The following is an 18,430-nucleotide window of genomic DNA, read 5'->3' as shown; positions in this document are numbered from 1 at the left end:
CGGCCGCAACCGGGAGCGAGGCGGTCCCGGTGTCCGGGGAGCCGGGCCGCGGTGGCCCGGCTCAGCGCTCGGGCGGGTCCGCGAACGACGGGGCCACGGGTCCGCGCCGGCCGGTGACGCGCGTACCGGTGAGGCCGGGAAGGCGCATGCCGGGAACGTCCGCGGGTACCGGGCCCGCGGCCTCGGGCTCCGTCGCACCCGACCGCGACGGGCGTCCGGGCATCGCCGGGTCGTGGTGTGCCGGAGGACCGTGCCGCGCCGTATCGGCGGGGGCTGTGTCCTCCGCCCGGGCCGCGTCCCGCGCGCCCTCGTCGGCCAGCCGGCGCAGCTCGCGCCCGACGAGGTCGAGCCGGGCCGTCACCGCGTGCCCGGCCGGGTCGTCCCACGCGTCGGCGACGGCGTCACGGATCCCGGCCAGCAGCCCGGCGGTGTCGTCGAGCCGGCCCACCAGCGCCCGCAGGGCCCTGCCCTGGTCCGCGACGCCGGCGTCCGTTCCGTCGATCAGCACGTCTCCGCCCCGCCGAGGGCGGAGAGGTGCTGATCGACACCCGGGACGGCCCGGAACACCGTGGCCGCGCCGGCGTCCACCGCCCGGGCCGAGGCCGCGGCGCGCCGCGTCGCGTCGGCCAGCGCCGTCAGCTCGTCCGTGACCCGCCGCAGCCGCACCACGCGGTCCCCGTCACCGGGCCCGGTCGCGGGGGCCGCGGTCAGCCCGGCGGCCAGCTCCTCCATCCCGCGCGCGGCACGGTCCAGCGCCTCGGGGTCCCGCCGCACGTCCGGTCGCATCGGACCAGCCTGCGCCCGGTCGCACCCGCACCGCCCCCGAACCGCCGATCCCGTTCGCGACCGCGAACGCGTGCCCCCGCTGCGACCGACGGGGGGACGCCCGGCAGGGCTCCGGGGCCCCGGACAACGACGTCGGGGCCGCCCCCGGTGTGGGTGACGGCCCCGATCGGCGTGTGCGGGTCAGCGCGCGGCGGCGACGACCTCGGCCAGCCGGCCCGCGACGGCGTCGGCCTCGCCCGCGCTGGGCGCCTCGACCATCACGCGGACGAGCTGCTCGGTGCCCGACGGGCGCAGCAGCACTCGGCCGGTGTCCCCCAGCTCGGCCTCGGCCTTGGCGACGGCCTCGGCCACGTCCGCCGACCCGGCGACCGCGTCCTTGTCCGCGACGGCCACGTTGCGCAGCACCTGCGGCAGCACGGTGACCACCGAGGCGAGCTCGGCCAGCGACGTGCCGGTCTGCGCGACCCGCGACATGAGCCGCAGGGCGGTGAGCAGACCGTCGCCGGTGGTGGCGTGGCCCGGCAGCACCACGTGCCCGGACTGCTCGCCGCCGAGGGTGAACCCGCCCTCGCGCAGCCGCTCCAGCACGTAGCGGTCGCCGACCCTGGTGGTGTCCAGCGTGATCCCGGCCTCGCGCATGGCGATGTGCAGGCCCAGGTTGCTCATCACCGTGGCGACGAGCGTGTCGTGGGCGAGCTCGCCGGCGTCGCGCATGGCGAGCGCCAGCACGGCCATGATCCGGTCACCGTCGACGACGGCGCCCGTCCCGTCCACGGCCAGGCAGCGGTCGGCGTCGCCGTCGTGGGCGATGCCGAGGTCGGCGCCGTGCTCGAGCACCGCGGACCGCAGCGGCTCCAGGTGGGTGGACCCGACGCCGTCGTTGATGTTGAGCCCGTCCGGCTCGGCGTGCAGCGCGATCACGTCCGCGCCCGCCTGGCGGTAGGCCTCCGGCGCGGCCAGCGCCGCGGCGCCGTGCGCGCAGTCCACGACCACGCGCAGCCCGGACAGCGAGCCGGGCGCGGCGGAGAGCAGGTGCGCGACGTAGACGTCGGTGGCGTCCGGGGCGTCCCAGACGCGGCCGATGCCCTCCCCGGTGGGGCGGGCGCCGAGCCCGGCGGCCAGCTGCTGCTCGATCGCGTCCTCGACGTCGTCGGGCAGCTTGTGGCCGCCCGCGGCGAAGAGCTTGATGCCGTTGTCGGGCATCGGGTTGTGCGACGCGGAGATCATCACGCCGAGGTCGGCGCCGGTCTCGGCGACCAGGTGCGCGACGCCCGGGGTCGGCAGCACACCGACCCGGATCGCGTCGGCACCGGCCGAGGTGAGCCCGGCGACGACCGCGGCCTCGAGCATCTCGCCGCTCGCGCGGGGGTCGCGTCCGACGACCGCGAGGGGCCGGCGGCCGGAGCCGTTCGAGAGCGTGCGGGCGGCCGAGGCACAGACGCCAACGGCGAACTCCGGAGTGAGGAGTTCGCCGTTGGCCAGGCCCCGGACGCCGTCGGTTCCGAAGAGACGAGGCATCCGGTGTGCGATCAGCGCTTGGAGTACTGGGGCGCCTTGCGGGCCTTCTTGAGGCCGTACTTCTTGCGCTCGACGGCGCGGGCGTCACGGGTCAGCCAGCCGGCCTTCTTCAGCGGCGGGCGGTCCTCGGAGTCCAGCTCGACCAGCGCACGGGCGATGGCCAGGCGCAGCGCGCCGGCCTGACCCGCGGTGCCGCCACCCTTGAGGTTGGCGAAGATGTCGAAGCGCTCGGTCTTCTCGAGGAGGACCAGCGGCTCCTTCACGATCTGCTGGTGCAGCTTGTTCGGGAAGTACACCTCGAGCGGCTTGCCGTTGAGGGTGAACCCACCGGTGCCCGGCAGCAGCCGGACGCGGACGACGGCCTCCTTGCGGCGGCCGACGGTCTGGACCGGGCGGTCACCCAGCACGGGTGCCTCGGCGGCGAACTCGTCGGCGTCGAAGTCGGCGGCGTCACCGATGGTGTAGTCGACGTCGGCGACCTCGGTCTCGGTGGCCTCGGTCTCGGTCGCCTCGGCGGCCGCACCCTCGGTCTCGACCGCGTCGACGACCTCGTCGGGTCCGTTCTCGGGGCTGGTCACGGGCTGTCCCTCTTCGTTGCTCGGGGTGGTCACTGGCTGACCTGCTTGATCTCGAACGGCTGCGGCTTCTGGGCCTCGTGCGGGTGCGCCGGGCCGGCGTAGACCTTCAGCTTCTTGGCCATGGCGCGGCCGAGACGGTTCTTCGGCAGCATGCCCTTGATCGCCTTCTCGACGAGTCGGTCGGGCTGGCTGTCGATCATCTCGCCGACGGAGCGCTGGCGGAGGCCACCCGGGAAGCCGGAGTGGCGGTAGATGAACTTGTCGGCACGCTTGTTGCCGGACACCGAGATCTTCTCCGCGTTCACGATGACCACGAAGTCGCCGTTGTCGACGTGCGGGGCGTAGGTCGGCTTGTGCTTCCCGCGCAGCAGCGTGGCAGCGTGGGTGGCGAGCCGACCGAGGCGCACGTCCTCGGCGTCGATCACGTGCCAGGCGTGCTGGATGTCGCCGGGCTTGGGGCTGTACGTGGGCACGGATCTACCTCGTCGTCGTTCTCGGCTGGTGGGCCGTCCGCACGGGTTCCGGCCCACTCTCTAGTCTCTGGTTCCTCAGCGTGCTGCTGGTGGACGCCGGAGGGACGCTCGATCCCGCCGCTGTCGCCGGAGGACGGCGCCCGCGGGTCTCCACCGCTGCACAACGAGAGCCAAGCGTACCCGCCGGTTCCGGGGGCGGACGCAAGGGGGTCGTCCGGGCCCCCGGACCGGGTGTCAGGCGAACCGGGCCCGGTTCGCCTGCTCGGTGGCCCGGTAGTTCTGACCGGCCTGGCCGACGAGCTTCCCGATGGTGCCCAGGGTGGTGGTCAGCTCGGCCGCCGAGGTGTCCCACTTCTGCTGCGACGCCCGGTAGGTGGCCGCCGCGTCGCCGGTCCAGGTCGCGACCATCGGCGCCAGTTGCCGCCGGAGGTCCTCGAGCTGGGAGTTGATGCGTGCGGTCGTCGCGACGGTGTCGGCCGACGCCGTCTCGAGCGCGCTGAAGGTGACCTTGATCTCGGATCCCATGGTGTGGCTCCCCCTCACCCGAGCACCGACGTGATGGCGGTGCGGTTCTGGTCCTCCTGCTGCTGGTACGTCGTCGCCGTGCCGCCGAGCTGCTCACCGATCGCGCCCAGCGCCTCGTTCAGCCGCCGCGCCTCGGTGTCCCACTTGGCCATCAGCTGGGCGAACGCCGTCGCCGCGGTGCCGGACCACTGGCCCTGCAGCGGTCCCAGCCGGCTGCGCAGGCGGCCGAGCTCGCCGTTGACGGCGTCGCTCACCGCCCGCACCTGGCCCGCCGCGCGGACCATCTCCTCGGTCGTCGTGCCGAACCCGTCGGCCATACGTCCCACCTCGTCCCCTGATCGGACCCCGGCGCGGCCGTGTCGACGGCTCCCGGGCCCGGGGGCGCGGTGCCCCCGGCCCGCGCACAGTGGCAGGGCGCGCCGGTGGCCGTGGCCGTTCCGGGCGGACCGTTCGCGACCGGGAACGCCGGGGCCTCAGGGCACCCGGTGCAGCGTCGCGACGACCTCGGCGCAGGCGGCGGCGACCGGGGCGCCCACCGGCCGCCGGCACCCGGCGACGAGCTCGTCGGTGCCGGAGAACACGACGTGCCAGTCGACGACGGTCCCGTCGCCCGGTGTCTCGGTCCAGCGCAGGACCGCGCGGCCGCCGACCGTCGCGGGCACCGGCCCGGGGTCACCGACCAGCGCGGCGAGCTCGCGGCGGGCCCGGTCGGGCTCGCGTCCGGCGTCGTAGCCGAGCGGGCTGCGCTCCAGCACGAGGAGGTCGGCCCCGTCCGGGCCGCCGGCGGGGGTGAGCAGCACGCGTCGGCGCTGCGGGTCGCCGCCGGTGTGCTCCCAGCCGGTGGGCAGCGCGGCGGCGTAGCCGTACTGGGCGACCGTGGCCCCGGCCGGCGTCACCGGGCGCGGGCCACCGAGCAGCAGCCCGGTACCGAGGAGGACCGCTCCCAGCACCCCCGCGACGACGATCGCCGCCCGGGCGCGGTCCGGGCCCTCGGCAGGCGGGGTGGCGGGGTCGGGCGCACCGGGCCAGTCCGGTTCCTCCGGCGCCTCGCCCGCGCCGGGCGGCGGGACGACCGTGTCGGGGCCGGGGTCGGCGAGCACGGAGGCGCCCAGCACCGCAGCCCCGACCACCGCCGCCGCCTCCGGGCCCCAGGGCTCGCCGCCGTCGGGCCGCCGCCCGGCGACGCGCACCGGGCACGGGAGCCGGTACCCGGCCGGGCCGCCGGGCCGCCCCGCAGCCCGAGTGCCCGCGGCCCGGCTGTCCGCGGGCCGAGTGCCCGCGGTCCGGGAGTCCGCGATCCGGGTGTCGGCGGCCCGGGTGTCGGCGGCCCGGGTGTCGGCCGCAGTGTGCTCCACGGGGAGGAACGGGCCGACCGTCCCGGCGACCACGACCAGCTCCGCACCGGTCGCCCGCACGAGCGACGCGAGGTCGGAGCCCCGCTCCCCCACCCGCTCCGGCACCCCGTCGCGGACCAGCACCACGTCGTCGTCGACGACCAGGACCGGCCCGTCCGGCAGCTCCGGCTCCGCCGCGAGCACCGCGACCGCGGCCGGGACCACCAGCACCCGCGGGCCTCCGGGGAAGGCGCCGCCCGCCGTCGTCCCGACCCGGACGACGACCCCGGGCGGCTCGTCGCCGAAGAAGTCCGCGACGGCCGTCGCCGCGGGTGTGCCGGGCGGGGCCGCGGCGACCAGGCGCAGCCCGGCGGCGTCCGCGGCGGCGAGCAGCACCGCGTCGCGGCGGTCGTGCACGGCGACCGCGACGCCGCTCACCCCGGCTCGGTCCAGGCCAGCTGCACCCGTCGCGCCCCGGCCCGCCGGTCGACGAGCACGCCGCGTCCGGGTGGCATCGGCCCGGGGCGGACCTTCTCCAGCAGCGCGCCCTCGTCGGGGCTGCCGGAGCCGACCAGGCCGGGGGCGCCCAGCTCGCGCAGCCGCCCGAGGACCGGATCGAACAGCGCCCGCCCGGCCCCGCCGGTGCGTCGCGCGAGGACGACGTGCAGCCCGACGTCGCGGGCCTGCGGCAGGTACTCGGCGAGCGCGAGCAGCGGGTGCGTGCCGGCCGACCCTGCCGCGGGGACGACGAGGTCGTAGTCGTCGACGAGCAGCCACACGTCCGGCCCGCTCCACCAGGACCGTTCCCGCAGCTGGGCCGGGGTGACGTCCGGGCCGGGCAGCCGCCGTCCGAGCGAGCCCGCGATCTCGGCGCAGGCGTCGGTGGTGGCCTGCGCGGTCGAGGTGTGGGCGAGCAGATGGCTCTGCGGGACCCCGCCGAGCAGCGTCCGCCGGTGGTCGACGACGACGATCCGCGCCTGCTCGGGCGTCCACCGCGCGGCGATGCCGTGGGCGAGGGTCCGCAGCAGGGTCGTCTTGCCGCCGCCGGAGTCGGCGAAGCAGAGCAGGTGCGGCTCGTCCGGGTCGAGCTCGACGGTGGCGAGCCGGTCCTCGTCGACGCCGAGCGCGGGGCCGCGGCCCGGGCCGCTCGGGAGCTCGGTGACCTCGATCCGGGTGGGCAGCAGCCGCACCGGGCCGACCGACGGGCCGTCCCAGGCGTCGTCGATCTCCCGGGCCGGGTCGGTGCCGGGGACCAGGCAGGGCGCGGCGACGACGGTGGCCTCGCCGTCGGCGGACAGGCCGTGCCCGGGCAGTGCGGGCACCGCGGCGGCACGACGGCGGTCCACCTCGGAGTCGGACGGGTCGCCCAGCCGCAGCTCGACCCGGCTGCCGAGCTGGTCCTTGAGCGCGGGGCGGATCTCGGCCCAGCGGGCGGCGGACAGCGCGAGGTGCACGCCGTAGGCGAGCCCGCGGGCGGCGAGGGCGGTCAGCTTCTCGTCCAGGTCCTCGAACCCGGCGCGCAGCGCCGCGTAGCCGTCGACGACGAGCAGCAGGTCGGTGGCGGTCACCCCGGCGAACCCGCCCGCGGCGCGCCGGGCCCGGAACTCCTCGATCCCGGCCACGCCGTGCGCGGCGAACAGCTGCTCGCGCTCGTCGACGGCGGCGACGGTCTCGGCCACCACCCGTCGCACCAGGTCGCCGGCGCGGCGGTCGGCGACGGTCCCGACGTGCGGCAGCCCGGCCAGCGGGGCGAGCGTGCCGCCGCCGAGGTCGAGCACGTGCACGCCCAACTCGCCGGGGGTGTGGGTGAGCGCGAGCGCGGTGACGACGGTGCGCAGCGCGGTCGACTTCCCCGACCGCGGCCCCCCGACGACGGCGAGGTGCCCGGCCGCGCCGGACAGGTCCAGCACCAGCGGGTCGCGCCGCTGGGCGTAGGGCCGGTCGACGAGCCCGACCGGCGCGGCGAGCCGGCCGACCGGTCCCGGTGCACACAGCCCGCGCCCGGCCCGGACCAACGGGTCGCCGAGCACCACCGGCAGCGGCGGCGGCTCCGCGAGCGGCGGCAGCCACACCCGGTGCGCGCGCGGACCGGGCCCGGACACCGCGCCGGCGATGCGGTCGAGAACGGTGCCGGTGGGCGCGGGCCCGGGGTCCGGCGCCGGGAGCTGCGCCGAGGCGGGCAGCGCGACCGGGCCCGCGCGGAACGGCAGCGCGAGCCGCGGCGCGCCGGGTGCGCGGCGGCGCTCGGCCCGCGGGGTGTCCGGGCCGGAGACGTAGGCGGCCCGGAAGCGCACCAGCTCGTCGGTGCCCGCGGACAGGTACGCGGCGCCGGGCGTCGGCGGGAGCAGGTGCGCGTCGGGCACGCCCAGCACCGCGCGGGACTCCGCGGCGGAGAAGGTGCGCAGCGCGATCCGGTAGGACAGGTGCGACTCGAGCCCGCGCAGCCGGCCCTCCTCCAGTCGCTGCGAGGCCAGCAGCAGGTGGATGCCGAGCGAGCGTCCGAGCCGCCCGACGGTCACCATCAGGTCGATCATCTCCGGCCGCTGGGCGAGGAGCTCGGAGAACTCGTCGACGACGACCAGCAGCGACGGCAGCGCCGCCAGCGGTGCCCCGTCCCGGCGCAGCGCGTCGTGCTCGGCCAGCGACGACAGGTTCCCCGCGGCGCGCAGCACCTCCTGGCGGCGGGTGATCTCCCCGGCGAGCGCGTCGGCCATCCGGTCGACCAGGGTCAGCTCCTCGGCCAGGTTGGTGATCACCGCGGAGGTGTGCGGCAGTCCGGCGAGCCCGAGGAACGTCGCGCCGCCCTTGAAGTCGACGAGCACCAGGTTGAGCTCCTCGGCGGTGTGCGTCGCGACCAGCCCGAGGACGAGGGTGCGCAGCAGCTCGCTCTTGCCGGAGCCGGTCGCGCCGATGCACAGCCCGTGCGGACCCGCACCGCCCTGCGCGGACTCCTTGAGGTCGAGCAGCACCGGCCGGCCGCCGTCGTCGGTACCCAGCGGGACCCGCAGCCGCTCCCCCGGCCCCCGCCGGCCGCGTAGCGCAGCGACACCGGACGGGTCCGTCGTGGACAGTCCGAGCAGCGACGGCAACCCGGTCGCCCCGCTGTCCACGCCGGACGTGACGACGTCGCCGCCGCCGTCCGGGCGGTAGCGCGCGAGCCGGCGCGCGAGTGCCAGCGCCTCGGCGACGACGAGCCCGTCGGGGACGCCGACGTCCCGGCCGCCGGGACCGCCCCGGCGCAGCGTGCGCACGCCGTCGGGCCCGGTCCCGGCGGCGAGGCGCAGCACCGACGCCGCGGGCCTGCGCCCGCCCGCGGGCCCCAGCCGCAGCACGGTGACGCCGGGCAGCCCGGCCCACGCGCCCGGGGTGTCGGCGGCCCCGTCGAGCACGACGAGCAGGTGCTGCTGGGCCGCGGACGGCTCGTCGACCCACCAGCGCCGCACCCGGTCCGGGTCGTCGGTGATCATCCGGACCGGCCCGACGGCGTCGGCGAGCCGCGGGTGGGCGACGTGCGGCAGCCACTTCGCCCACTCCCAGCGCGCGACCGCACCCCCCGGCGCGACGACGGCGAGCCGCGCGTCGTCGGGACCGTGCCAGGTGACGTACTGGGCGACCAGTGCCCGGGCGAGGTCGAGTACCGGGGCGGCGTCCGGGTCCGGTTCGAGCCAGATCGTCGCCGAGGCGCGGGTGTCGACGGCGACCGGCAGATCGTCCACGGTGGACCATTGGCGCAGGAGACGGCGCAGCGCCAGCGCGGACAACGGTTCGAGTGTCTCCATCGGACCGGTGTGCGGGGCGGTAAGCCGGGTGGCGAGGCGCTGGGCGCCGCGCCCGGCGCGCAGTCGGCCGAAGTCGTCGTCACCGGGGCGGCGCTCCCACAGCCGGTCCGCGGCGAGCACGTCCGGCCAGGCGGCCGGGTCGGGGTGCACGCTCTCCAGCGCGTGCCGCTGCTCGGCGGCGATCGCGCGGGCCCGCCCGCCCAGGACGTCGAGGTAGCGCAGGTAGTCGCGGCGGTCCTCGTCCATCGTCGCGGTGCGCGCGCCGGCGCCGCGGCCGCCGCCGGCGAGCATGCCCAGCGCGGACAGCGCGAACATCCCGCCGAACAGCCAGGTGCTCGTGTCCCCGCGGCCCAGCACGACGAACAGCAGCGCCCCGCCGACCATCGCCAGCGGGAGCAGCCGCGCCGCGAGGCCGCCGGGGACCGGGCGTTCCGGCTCGGGCGGCGGTTCGAGCACCAGCTCGCCGCCGGGCAGCTCGGGCACCGAGCGCCGCGGACGTCGCATCCCGACGGTCCCCGCCATCGCCACGCGCCTCCTGTTCACGGTTCTCCCGAACGCCCACGGCGGCGCCGGGGCCGTCGGATACTCGCAGCCGCCCCGGGCCCGCCGGGGCCGTTCGGGGAGATCTGCCTCAGGAGCCGCCCGTGACCTCCGTCCTGCCCGCACCGGCCGCGACCGGCCCCGGCGACGCGGTGCCCGCCACCACGCACGGGCCGGTGCCCGGCCGCTGGACCCGGGTCGGGGTGCACACCCCGCGCGGGCGCCTCGACGTGGCGCTGCCGGCCGACGTCGCCGTCGCCGAGCTGGTCCCGATGGTGCGCGAGCTGCTGGGCCGCGCAGCCACCGACACCCCGCAGGCCTGGCGGTTCACCGGCCCGGCGGGCGGCCCGTTGCCCGCCGGCGCCACCCTCGACGAGCTCGGTGTCCACGAGGGCGAGCTGCTGCACCTGGGCCCGCCGCGCCCGGCGCCCGCGCCGCCGGTGCTCGACGACGCCGCCGAGACCGTCGCCGCCGCGGTGCGCGGTGCGGCCGACGCCGCCGGGACGGCGCGCTGGTCCGGGACGGCCGCGGCCGTGCTGGCGACGGCCGCCGCGGGCGCCGTGCTGTCCACCGTGGACGGTTCATGGCGGGCGTGGGCGTGCGCGCTCGCCGCCGCCGGCGCCGTCGGGGCGCTGCTGGTCGCCCACCGTGCCCGCGACGACGACCGGCTCACGACCGCCGCCGCGCTCTGTGCCGTCCCCGCCGCGGCGACGGCCGGGCTCACCGCGCTGCCCGCACCTGCCGGGGCGGGGGCGCTGCTGCTCGCCGCCGCCGGGACCGGTCTGGCCGCCGCCGCGGGTCAGGCGATCGCGCGGGCGGTGTCCCCGGTCCTGCTCGCGGTCTCCCTGGCCGCCTCCGGGACCGCCGCCGCGGCGCTGGCCCGACTGCTGCTGGAGGCCCCGGTGACGGCCGTCGCGGCCGGGCTCGCGGCGCCCGCCCTGGCCGCCGGGCCCCTGCTGCCCCGGCTGGCGCTGCGCCTGGCCGGGATCCCGGCCCCGGCCGTCCCGACCGACGCCGAGTCCGTCGCGGGCGCCGAGCGGGTGCTGCCCGGTGCGGAGCTGACCGCCCGGGCCGGGCTGGCCCGCGGCCTGCACACCGGGACGCTGGCCGGCACCGCGGTCGCGGCCGCCGGGCCGCCGCCGTCGCCGCGACCGGGGGCTGGACCGGCGGCCTGCTGCTGGTGGTGACGGCGGCGGTGCTGCTCCTGCGGGCCCGTGCGCTCGTCGAGCCCGCGGCGGCCCGCGTCCTGACCGGGGCCGCGGTGGTCGCGGTCGCCACCGCCGCCGTCCCGGCCGCGCTCACGCTGGACCCCGCGCCGCGGCTCGCCGTCGCGGCCGGGCTGCTGCTCGCCGTCGGCGCGGGTGCCGCGGCCGCGCGGACGAACCCGTCACCGCCGGCCCGCCGGGCGCTCGACGTGTGCGAGCTCGTCCTCACCGCCGCCGCCGTGCCCGCCGCACTGGCCGCGATGGGCCTGTTCGCCCTGGTCCGCACCCTGTGACCGGCCAGGCCCGGCGGGCCGTGCCGCTGCTGGCGGCATCCCTGCTCGCTCTCCCCCTGCCCACCCCGCCCGCTGCCGCCCCCTCCGTCACCCCCGCCGCGTCGTGCGCCGTCCACACCCCCTGCGGGGTCGCCACACCCCCGCAGCGGGTGTGGGGGCAGGCGACGGGGTGTGGCCGCGGCCGGTCGCCGCGGCGGCCGAGCCCGGACCGCCGGGACCGGCCGACGGGTTGCGGCAGACGCGCGCCTGCACCCCGCCCGGCGACGACGGCCCGGGCGCCGCCCGCGGTGCGGTCCCGCAGCCGCCCCGGATCTCGCGACCGGTGCGGGGCAGCTCGTCGCCGTCGTCGACACCGGGGTGGCGCCGCTGCCCCGGCTGGCCGGACGGCTCAGCGGCGGCGGGGACTACCTCACCGGCGGCGACGGTCTCACCGACTGCGACGGCCACGGCTCCGATGTCGCGCTGCTCCTCGCCGGAGCCGCCGACCCCGTCACCGGGCTCGGCGCGGGCATGGCGCCGGGCGCGCGGATCCTGTCCCTGCGCCAGTCCTCGGGGCGCTTCGCCGTCCGCGGCACCGACGGCACCGAGCGACCCGCCGGGGAGATCCGCACCCTGGCCGCGGCGATCGACCGGGCCGTCGCACTCGGCGCGAGCGTCGTCAACGTGTCCGAGGTGGTGTGCGTGCCGTCCGCGCAGGTCGACTCCGCGGGGGCCGCGCTGCGCGAGGCCGTCGAGGGCGCCGAGCGGGCCGGGGTGCTGGTCGTCGCCGCGGCCGGGAACATCGACGGGAGCGGCACCTGCACCGGCGACCCGGACCTGCGACCGCTACCCGCGTCCTACGACACGGTCCTCGCCGTCGGCGCGGTCGACGGCGACGACGTCCCCGGCGACTTCTCCGTGCCGGGCCCCTGGGTGGACCTCGCCGCTCCGGGGGCGGACCTGCCCCGTCCGTCCGGACCGGCCGGTGCGGTGGTCCGCGGCACGTCGTACTCGGCGCCGCTGGTCGCGGGGACCGCGGCGCTGCTGCGCGAACGGTTCCCGATGCTCACCCCGCGCCAGGTCGGAGACCGGCTGCGCGCCACGGCCCGCCCCACCGCGGGCGACGGCCGCACCGGCCACGGTGTGCTCGACCCGGGGGCCGCGCTGACCGCGGAACCGCTGCTCCTGACCCCGGACGACCCCGCCGGTCCCGGCGGCCGCGCCGGCCCGCCCGGGGCGGGCCGGGCCCCGCTGCCGCTCGCGGCGGCCCCGCCACCGGACCTGCCCGTGGTGGCCGGGGTCGGCGCGGTCGCGGCGGTCGGCGGGGCGCTCGTCGCGGCGCTGGCGGGGCTGCGGCGCCGGCCCTGAACCGCGGCTCAGCCCGGCAGGTCCGCCACCTCCCGCGCCGCCGCGACGCTCAGCACCCCCGCCCGCGGCAGCAGGCGCACCATCTCCGCCGGTGCGTCCCCCGCCTCCCCGATCCCGAGCGCCCGCCCGGTCCCGGCGTCCGCGACGCCGTGCACCGCACCGGACGCGGCGAGCAGCAGCCGCGTCCCGCCGTCACCGCCGCCGGTGTCGGCCGGCCCGGTCCGCAGCGGCCCCGGGCCGCCCCCGGCAGCACCACGGTGTCGAGACCCGGCCCGGCGTCGTCGGCACCGGCGAGGCGCACCCGCACCGCGCCGGGCGCGACCGGCTCCCCGGTGCCGGCGACGAGTGCGCGCCGTCCCTCGCGCCAGGTCCCGCACAGCACCGGGGGCACCTCGGTGACCTCGGCCCGGGCGGCGGGCCAGGCCTCGGCCCCGGGCACCCGCGTCTGCCCGACGTCGTCGACCAGTCCGGGCGGCAGCGTCGCCGGTTCGGCCTGCCCGGTCCGGGAGCGGACGGCGTCGGCGAGGGTGACCGGGATCCGGGCGAGCCCGTCGTCGACCACCAGGAAGTACGTCGACCCCGCCCCGAGCGACTGGCTGCGCACGACGTCCCCGTTCCGCCCCAGCCCCGCGACGGGTGTCGGTCCGGGGGCGGGGACCCGCAGCGGCGCGCCCTCCGGGATCGCGGAGAGCAGACCGTCGCCGACCCGGCGGACGGGCGCGCCGAGCAGGCCGAGCCCGTCGAGGGCGTTCCGGTCGGACGGGTCGATCCGGTGCCGGGCGCCGTCGTGGACCAGGTAGGTCGCGCCGCCCTCGGCGGTCAGCAGGGCCACCGGTTCCGGTCCGGCCGGGACGGGTCCGAGCGACCCCGCGAGCACCGTCGTGGTCCCGGCGCCGGAGCCCTCGCCGCGGGTGTCGCAGACCGCCCACGCGGGTGGGACCGGGACCCCGTCGAGCGGGACGCCGACGGTGCCGGGGACGGCCGCCGGCGCGGTGCGCGGCGCGGCGGCCAGTGCGTCGTCGGGCACCGGGACGGGCACGGCGGTGGCACCGTCGTCGCGACCGTGCGCGGCGAGGACCAGCCGTCCCGCGACCGGGTCGGGCACCGGCACGAGCAGCGCGGACCGGTCGGGGTCGCGGACCACGGCGTAGAGCACGCCGCTGCGCTGCCCCTGCACCAGCGCCCGGGAGCGCCAGTCGGTGGCCGGGTCGACCCGGGCCAGCAGCGCCGCCACCCCGAGCGCGAGCAGCCCGACCAGCACTCCGGCGAACACGGCGCGCCGCTGCGAGCGGATCTGCTCGTGCAGCGGCACCGGGTCCCCCGCACCAGCGCGGCCTCCATCCGGCGCACACCGAACCGGTGGGCGTCGACCTGGTCGCGGGTCGCCGGGGCGCGCTGCACGCGCGCGGGGGCGGGATCGGTGCGCACCGCCCGGACGGTAGGACGGCCGCGGCCCCGGCGGAGCCGGTCCGCGGTCACTGCGTAGAAGTACGCCACCTGACCGATCGGTCCAGTTCGTTGCCACCCTCACTCTGTTGCCCATAATGTGCCGTTGCGTGATCACCCTCCGGAACATCGTCGTCCCGTTGGTGGCCGCCGCCCTCGTGGCCGGCTGCTCCGCGCCCACCGCCGCCCCGGGCGAGGCGGGCCCGGCCGGGGACGCCACCACCATGACCCTCGCCGACGGCTACGAGCCCGACGACCTCAACCCGCTGCTCGGCTACGGGGCGGAGGGCGCGAGCAAGTTCTACGACGGTCTCTACGCCCGCGACGCGCAGCGCACCCTGCAGCCCGCGCTCGCCTCCGGCCCGGCGACGTCGTCACCGGACCGCCTGTCCTGGACGGTGCCGCTGCGCCCCGGCGTCACCTTCCACGACGGGTCGGCCTTCGGGCCCGAGGACGTCGTCGCCACCTACGCGGCGATCCTCGACCCGGCCCGCGCCGCGACGATCCGGTCGAGCGTGCCGATGCTCGCCGGGGTCGAGGCCGTCGGCGACGACGCCGTGCGGTTCCGGCTGTCCTACCCCTACGGCGCGTTCCCGGCCCGGCTCACCTCCGGGATCCTGCCGTCGGAGGTCCTCGAGGGCGGCGGCCCCGTCTCCGACCTGCCGGTGAACACCCGGGCCGTCGGCACCGGCCCGTACCGGCTCGCCGAGTGGCGGCGCGGCGACACGATGGTCATGGAGTCGAACCCCGGCTACTGGGGCGGTGCACCCTCGGTGACCCGGGTGACCGTCGTGTTCGCCACCGACGACAACACCCGTGCCCAGCGCACCGCCGCCGGTGAGTTCGACGGGACCGTGCTGCCGCCGGCGCTGGCCCGCGCGGTCGCGCAGCAGAGCGGGCTGGCGCTGCGCGAGCACGCCAGCGCCGACTACCGCACCGTCGCGCTGCCGTTCGCGAACCCGGTCACCGCGGACCCGGCGATCCGCGCGGCGCTCAACCGCTCGGTGAACCGCCAGGGCATGATCGACGCGTTCCTCGCGGGCCAGGGCGAACCGGCCCACCACCCGATCCCGGGCGTGCTGCCCGAGCAGGTCGAGCCCTCGGCGACGTTCACCTTCGACCCCGCGGAGGCGGGCCGGATCCTGGAGCGGGCCGGCTGGGTCCCCGGGCCCGACGGGGTGCGCGTCCGCGGCGGGCAGGCCGCGCGCTTCACGCTGATGTACCCGGCCACCGACACCGTGCGCCGCGACCTGGCCCAGGCGTTCGCCTCCGACGTGCGCGCAGCCGGGATCGACGTCCGGCTGGAGGGACTCGGCTGGGAGGCGATCGAGCCGCGGATGGGCGCCGACGCGCTCGTGCTCGGCGGCGGCGACCCGTTCGACCCGGGGTTCAAGGCGTGGCAGCTGCTGCACTCGTCGAACGCCGCCGACGGGTTCAACAACCCCGGCTCCTACCGCAACGCCGCCGTCGACGCGGCACTGGACACCGCGCTGCGGGCGCCCGACGAGGCCGCCCGCACCGCGGCGGTGAAGGAGTTCCAGCGGGCCTACGTCGCCGACCCCGGCATGGTCTTCCTGGCCTTCCTCGGCCACAGCTACGTCACCCGCGACGCCTGGGACGGCTACACCCCCGTCGTCGAGCCGCACACCCACGGCACCACCTGGGGCCCGTGGTGGAACCTGCAGGACTGGACGCCCCGCTCGTGACGGCCGTGCTCCCGGGCCGGCACCGCGGCCGCGCGGTGGCCCGGCTGGCCGGGCTGCGGCTGCTGCTCGGCGTCCCGACGGTGCTGCTGGTCGCGGTCGGGGTGTTCCTGCTGGCGGCGGCGTCGCCGTTCCGGCCGGTGTACCAGTACTTCGGGGTCGGGATCTTCTCCGCGAGCGACGCCGACATCGCCGCCGCCGAACGTTCGCTCGGGCTGGACGCGAGCGTGGGCGAACAGCTGCTCCGGTGGCTGGGCGGGCTGCTGACCGGCGACCTCGGGCAGAGCCTGTCGATGCGGCAGCCGGTGGCCCAGGTGGTCGCCGAGCGGCTCCCGTGGACGTTGCTGCTGGTCACCCTGGCCCTGCTCGTGTCGCTGGTGCTGGCCCTGGCCGCCGGGACCGTCGCGGCGTGGCGTCAGGGCGGCTGGTTCGACCGGGCCGTCACCGCGGTCGGGCACACCCTGGAGGGGCTGCCGCCGTTCGTGCTGGCCCTGGGTGCGATCGCGGTGTTCGCCGTGGCCTGGCCGGTGCTGCCGGTCGCCGGGCTCACCGATGCCGGGGCCGCACCCACGTTCGGCCAGGTGAGCAGGCACCTGGTGCTGCCTGCGCTGGTGCTGGGGGTCTCCCAGACGCCGTGGCTGGTGCTGCACGTGCGGGCCTCGCTGCTGGCCTCCCTCGACGACGACCACGTCGCGGGCGCCCGGGCCCGCGGGCTGCCCGAGCGTCTCGTCGTGCTGCGCCACGCCCTGCCGACCGCGCTGCTGCCGTTCGTGACGGTGCTGGGCAACCGGCTGCCGGAGCTCGTGACCGGCGCCGTGCTGGTGGAGACGGTGTTCTCCTGGCCGGGGATCGCGGCGGCCGTGGTCACCGCGGCGCTGGCGGTGGACTTCCCGCTGCTCGCCGCGCTGACCCTCCTCTCGGCGGTGGCGGTGCTGGCCGGGTCGCTCGTCGCCGACCTGACCGTGCTGCTGCTGGACCCGCGGGTGGACGCCGATGTCTGAGACCGCCGTCGCCCCCCGCCCGTGGCTCCCGGCCGGCCGGCCGCGCCCCGGCTCGCCCCGCGGCCGTCGCCGGTCCGGGCGGGCCCGGCTGGTCGCCGGCGCCGGCGGGCTGGTCCTGCTCGTCGCGGCCGCGGTAGGAGTGCCGTGGCTCGGCGGGCTCGACGAGGGCGCCGTGGACTACACCGCGGTCCGGCTGCCGCCCTCGCCCGCGCACCCGTTCGGCACCGACTCCGTGGGCCGTGACGTGCTGCTGCGCAGCTTCGCCGGGCTGGGGGTGTCGCTGCAGGTCGCCGCGGCCTGCGCCGTGCTCTCGACGGTGATCGGCACCCTGTTCGGGGCGCTGTCCGGGCTGCTCGGCGGCTGGTGGGACCGGATCGCGATGCGCCTGGTCGACGCCGTCAACGCCGTCCCGCACCTGCTGCTCGGCATCGTGATCGTCGCGCTCTACCGGGGCAGCGTGCTCGCGGTGATCGCCTCGATCGGGCTGACCCACTGGACGACGGTGGCCCGCGTCGTGCGCGCGGAGATCCTGACCCTGCGCACCCGCCCGTTCGTCGACGCCGCCATCTCCGGCGGCGCGTCCCGGCGCCGGGTCCTGCGCCGGCATCTGCTGCCCGCGGTCGCGCCGCAGGCGGTGCTCTCGGCGGTGCTGATCCTGCCGCACGCGGTGTGGCACGAGACCGCACTGAGCTTCCTCGGCCTCGGCCTGCCACCACACCTGGCGAGCCTGGGCACCATCCTCGGCGAGGGGAGACAGGCCGTGCTGCTCGGCTCCTGGTGGATCGTGGTGTTCCCGAGCGTGCTGCTGGCCGCGACGACGCTGTGCGTCGCCGGCATCGCGGCCTGGTGGCGGGACCGCACACTCCCGCGCCGGCGGTCGGAGCAGGCGCTGTGACCGGGCCCGGTGGCGCCGCACCCGGCACGGTGCTCGCGGTGCGCGGCCTCGACGTCGCCTTCCGGGTCGGGCGCGGGCGTCGCGCCCGCACGGTCCGCGCGGTCACCGACGCCGACCTGGACCTGCGTGCCGGACGGTTGACCGCGCTCGTCGGGGAGTCCGGCTGTGGCAAGTCGGTGCTCACCGAGGCCCTGACCGGGCTGCTGCCGGGCACCGCGTCGATCCGCGGGTCGGCACTCCTGACCCCGCCGGAGCGGTCCGATCCGGTGGAGCTCCTCACCGCACCCGAGTCCGTGCTGCGCGACCGGGTCCGCGGACGGCTCGTCGGGCTGGTCCCCCAGTCCGCCGCCACCCACTTCACCCCCACCCGCACCGTCGGCGCCCAGCTGCGCGAGACCCTGGCCCGGCTCGGCGCGACGGCCACCGTCGCCGACCTGCTCGACCGCGCCGCACTGCCCCGCCACGTCGCCGCGCTGCACCCGCACGAGCTGTCCGGCGGGCAGGCCCAGCGCGCCGGGCTCGCCGCCGCGCTCGCCGGGGACCCACCGGTGCTGCTCGCCGACGAGCCGACCGCCGGGCTCGACCGGCCGCTGGTCGACCACGTCACGACGCTGCTGGCCGGGCTGGCCGCGGAGGGCCGCGCCGTTCTGCTGATCACCCACGACCTGCGCGCCGCCCGCGCCGTCGCCGACGACGTCGCCGTCATGTACGCCTCGCGGCTGGTCGAGACCGGCCCCGCCGACGACGTGTTCGCGGCCCCCTGGCACCCCTACACCGCCGGCCTGCTCGGTGCGCTGCCCGACGCCGGGTTCACCCCGGTGCCCGGGCACCCGCCGGAGCTGTCCGCGCTGCCCGACGGCTGCGCGTTCGCCCCACGCTGCCCGGTCGCCGGCGACTGCTCCGGCGACCCCGTCCCGGTCCGCCGGGGTGGGCGGAGCGTGTCCTGCCATCCGCCGACCGCCCCCGCGCTCCCCGCGGCGGCCCGGTCCGGGGCGGGGTCGCGGTGA

15 protein-coding genes and 1 pseudogene are annotated in these 18,430 nt (G+C 78.2%); 6 read left to right on the top strand and 10 right to left on the bottom strand.

Features of this window, described 5'->3' with window-relative positions; genetic code table 11:
• Positions 1-61: 61 nt before the first annotated feature.
• The 9 genes from AC0GKK_RS19755 to eccCa form a co-directional block, all read right to left on the bottom strand.
• A complete protein-coding gene (locus tag AC0GKK_RS19755; protein WP_253069462.1) occupies positions 62-508 on the bottom strand; it encodes a hypothetical protein in 447 nt (148 codons plus the stop codon).
• Positions 502-786: a hypothetical protein gene (locus AC0GKK_RS19750; protein WP_405415033.1), complete on the bottom strand. Its 285-nt coding sequence runs from the start codon at positions 784-786 to the stop codon at positions 502-504. The genes AC0GKK_RS19755 and AC0GKK_RS19750 overlap by 7 nt, the downstream gene beginning before the upstream one ends.
• A 180-nt stretch (positions 787-966) precedes the next feature.
• Positions 967-2,304, bottom strand: coding sequence for a phosphoglucosamine mutase (gene glmM / locus AC0GKK_RS19745; RefSeq protein ID WP_251784393.1), 1,338 nt, complete (start codon positions 2,302-2,304; stop codon positions 967-969).
• Positions 2,305-2,315: 11 nt separating this feature from the next.
• Positions 2,316-2,882, bottom strand: a complete 567-nt coding sequence (gene rpsI / locus AC0GKK_RS19740; RefSeq protein ID WP_083474823.1) for a 30S ribosomal protein S9 — start codon at positions 2,880-2,882, stop codon at positions 2,316-2,318.
• A gap of 29 nt (positions 2,883-2,911) precedes the next feature.
• Positions 2,912-3,355 carry a 50S ribosomal protein L13 gene (gene rplM / locus AC0GKK_RS19735; RefSeq protein ID WP_062397782.1) on the bottom strand — a complete coding sequence of 148 codons (444 nt, stop codon included), beginning with the start codon at positions 3,353-3,355 and terminating at the stop codon, positions 2,912-2,914.
• A 234-nt stretch (positions 3,356-3,589) separates the two neighbouring features.
• Complete coding sequence (locus AC0GKK_RS19730) at positions 3,590-3,880, bottom strand: WXG100 family type VII secretion target (protein ID WP_062397784.1); 291 nt, start codon at positions 3,878-3,880, stop codon at positions 3,590-3,592.
• Between the two features lie 14 nt (positions 3,881-3,894).
• Positions 3,895-4,197: a WXG100 family type VII secretion target gene (locus AC0GKK_RS19725; RefSeq protein ID WP_073576448.1), complete on the bottom strand. Its 303-nt coding sequence runs from the start codon at positions 4,195-4,197 to the stop codon at positions 3,895-3,897.
• Positions 4,198-4,353: 156 nt separating this feature from the next.
• The gene (locus AC0GKK_RS19720; RefSeq protein ID WP_489882270.1) at positions 4,354-5,652 is read right to left on the bottom strand and encodes a type VII secretion-associated protein; all 1,299 of its coding nucleotides are present in this window, start codon (positions 5,650-5,652) and stop codon (positions 4,354-4,356) included.
• Entirely contained in the window at positions 5,649-9,515 is a 3,867-nt protein-coding gene (gene eccCa, locus AC0GKK_RS19715; protein WP_489882269.1) for a type VII secretion protein EccCa, read from the bottom strand. The genes AC0GKK_RS19720 and eccCa overlap by 4 nt, the downstream gene beginning before the upstream one ends.
• A 122-nt stretch (positions 9,516-9,637) precedes the next feature.
• Here eccCa and eccD point away from each other — a divergent pair.
• Together eccD and AC0GKK_RS19705 are read left to right on the top strand one after the other, a co-directional pair.
• Positions 9,638-11,031 (top strand): annotated as a pseudogene (eccD, locus tag AC0GKK_RS19710) (type VII secretion integral membrane protein EccD).
• A 357-nt stretch (positions 11,032-11,388) separates the two neighbouring features.
• The gene (locus AC0GKK_RS19705; protein WP_489882268.1) at positions 11,389-12,378 is read left to right on the top strand and encodes a S8 family serine peptidase; all 990 of its coding nucleotides are present in this window, start codon (positions 11,389-11,391) and stop codon (positions 12,376-12,378) included.
• Between the two features lie 49 nt (positions 12,379-12,427).
• Here the strand turns inward: AC0GKK_RS19705 and AC0GKK_RS19700 are convergent, their stop codons facing one another.
• The gene (locus AC0GKK_RS19700; RefSeq protein WP_489882267.1) at positions 12,428-13,690 is read right to left on the bottom strand and encodes a type VII secretion protein EccB; all 1,263 of its coding nucleotides are present in this window, start codon (positions 13,688-13,690) and stop codon (positions 12,428-12,430) included.
• Positions 13,691-13,934: 244 nt separating this feature from the next.
• On the opposite strand from AC0GKK_RS19700, the gene AC0GKK_RS19695 reads away from it, so the two are divergent.
• Genes AC0GKK_RS19695 through AC0GKK_RS19680 form a run of 4 tightly spaced genes read left to right on the top strand, consistent with a single transcriptional unit; the run spans position 13,935 to position 18,430 of the window.
• Positions 13,935-15,530, top strand: a complete 1,596-nt coding sequence (locus AC0GKK_RS19695; RefSeq protein ID WP_489882266.1) for an ABC transporter substrate-binding protein — start codon at positions 13,935-13,937, stop codon at positions 15,528-15,530.
• Entirely contained in the window at positions 15,527-16,528 is a 1,002-nt protein-coding gene (locus tag AC0GKK_RS19690; RefSeq protein WP_062397797.1) for an ABC transporter permease, read from the top strand. Before AC0GKK_RS19695 ends, AC0GKK_RS19690 begins: the two co-directional genes overlap by 4 nt.
• Positions 16,521-17,423, top strand: coding sequence for an ABC transporter permease (locus AC0GKK_RS19685; RefSeq protein ID WP_489882265.1), 903 nt, complete (start codon positions 16,521-16,523; stop codon positions 17,421-17,423). The genes AC0GKK_RS19690 and AC0GKK_RS19685 overlap by 8 nt, the downstream gene beginning before the upstream one ends.
• The gene (locus tag AC0GKK_RS19680) at positions 17,420-18,430 is read left to right on the top strand and encodes an oligopeptide/dipeptide ABC transporter ATP-binding protein (protein ID WP_346104669.1); all 1,011 of its coding nucleotides are present in this window, start codon (positions 17,420-17,422) and stop codon (positions 18,428-18,430) included. The genes AC0GKK_RS19685 and AC0GKK_RS19680 overlap by 4 nt, the downstream gene beginning before the upstream one ends.

Source organism: Pseudonocardia sp. P-1 (assembly GCF_058111925.1).
Note: the sequence above shows the minus strand (reverse complement) of the source record. Positions and strands in the feature narration are given on the sequence as shown.

What these genes read in the sequence shown, in the direction of transcription:
- AC0GKK_RS19750 (WP_405415033.1), bottom strand. Translation starts at nt 786, where the DNA reads ATGCGACCGGACGTGCGGCGGGACCCCGAGGCGCTGGACCGTGCCGCG.
- AC0GKK_RS19725 (WP_073576448.1), bottom strand. Translation starts at nt 4,197, where the DNA reads ATGGCCGACGGGTTCGGCACGACGACCGAGGAGATGGTCCGCGCGGCG.
- glmM (WP_251784393.1), bottom strand. Translation starts at nt 2,304, where the DNA reads ATGCCTCGTCTCTTCGGAACCGACGGCGTCCGGGGCCTGGCCAACGGC.
- AC0GKK_RS19685 (WP_489882265.1), top strand. Translation starts at nt 16,521, where the DNA reads ATGTCTGAGACCGCCGTCGCCCCCCGCCCGTGGCTCCCGGCCGGCCGG.
- eccCa (WP_489882269.1), bottom strand. Translation starts at nt 9,515, where the DNA reads ATGGCGGGGACCGTCGGGATGCGACGTCCGCGGCGCTCGGTGCCCGAG.
- AC0GKK_RS19730 (WP_062397784.1), bottom strand. Translation starts at nt 3,880, where the DNA reads ATGGGATCCGAGATCAAGGTCACCTTCAGCGCGCTCGAGACGGCGTCG.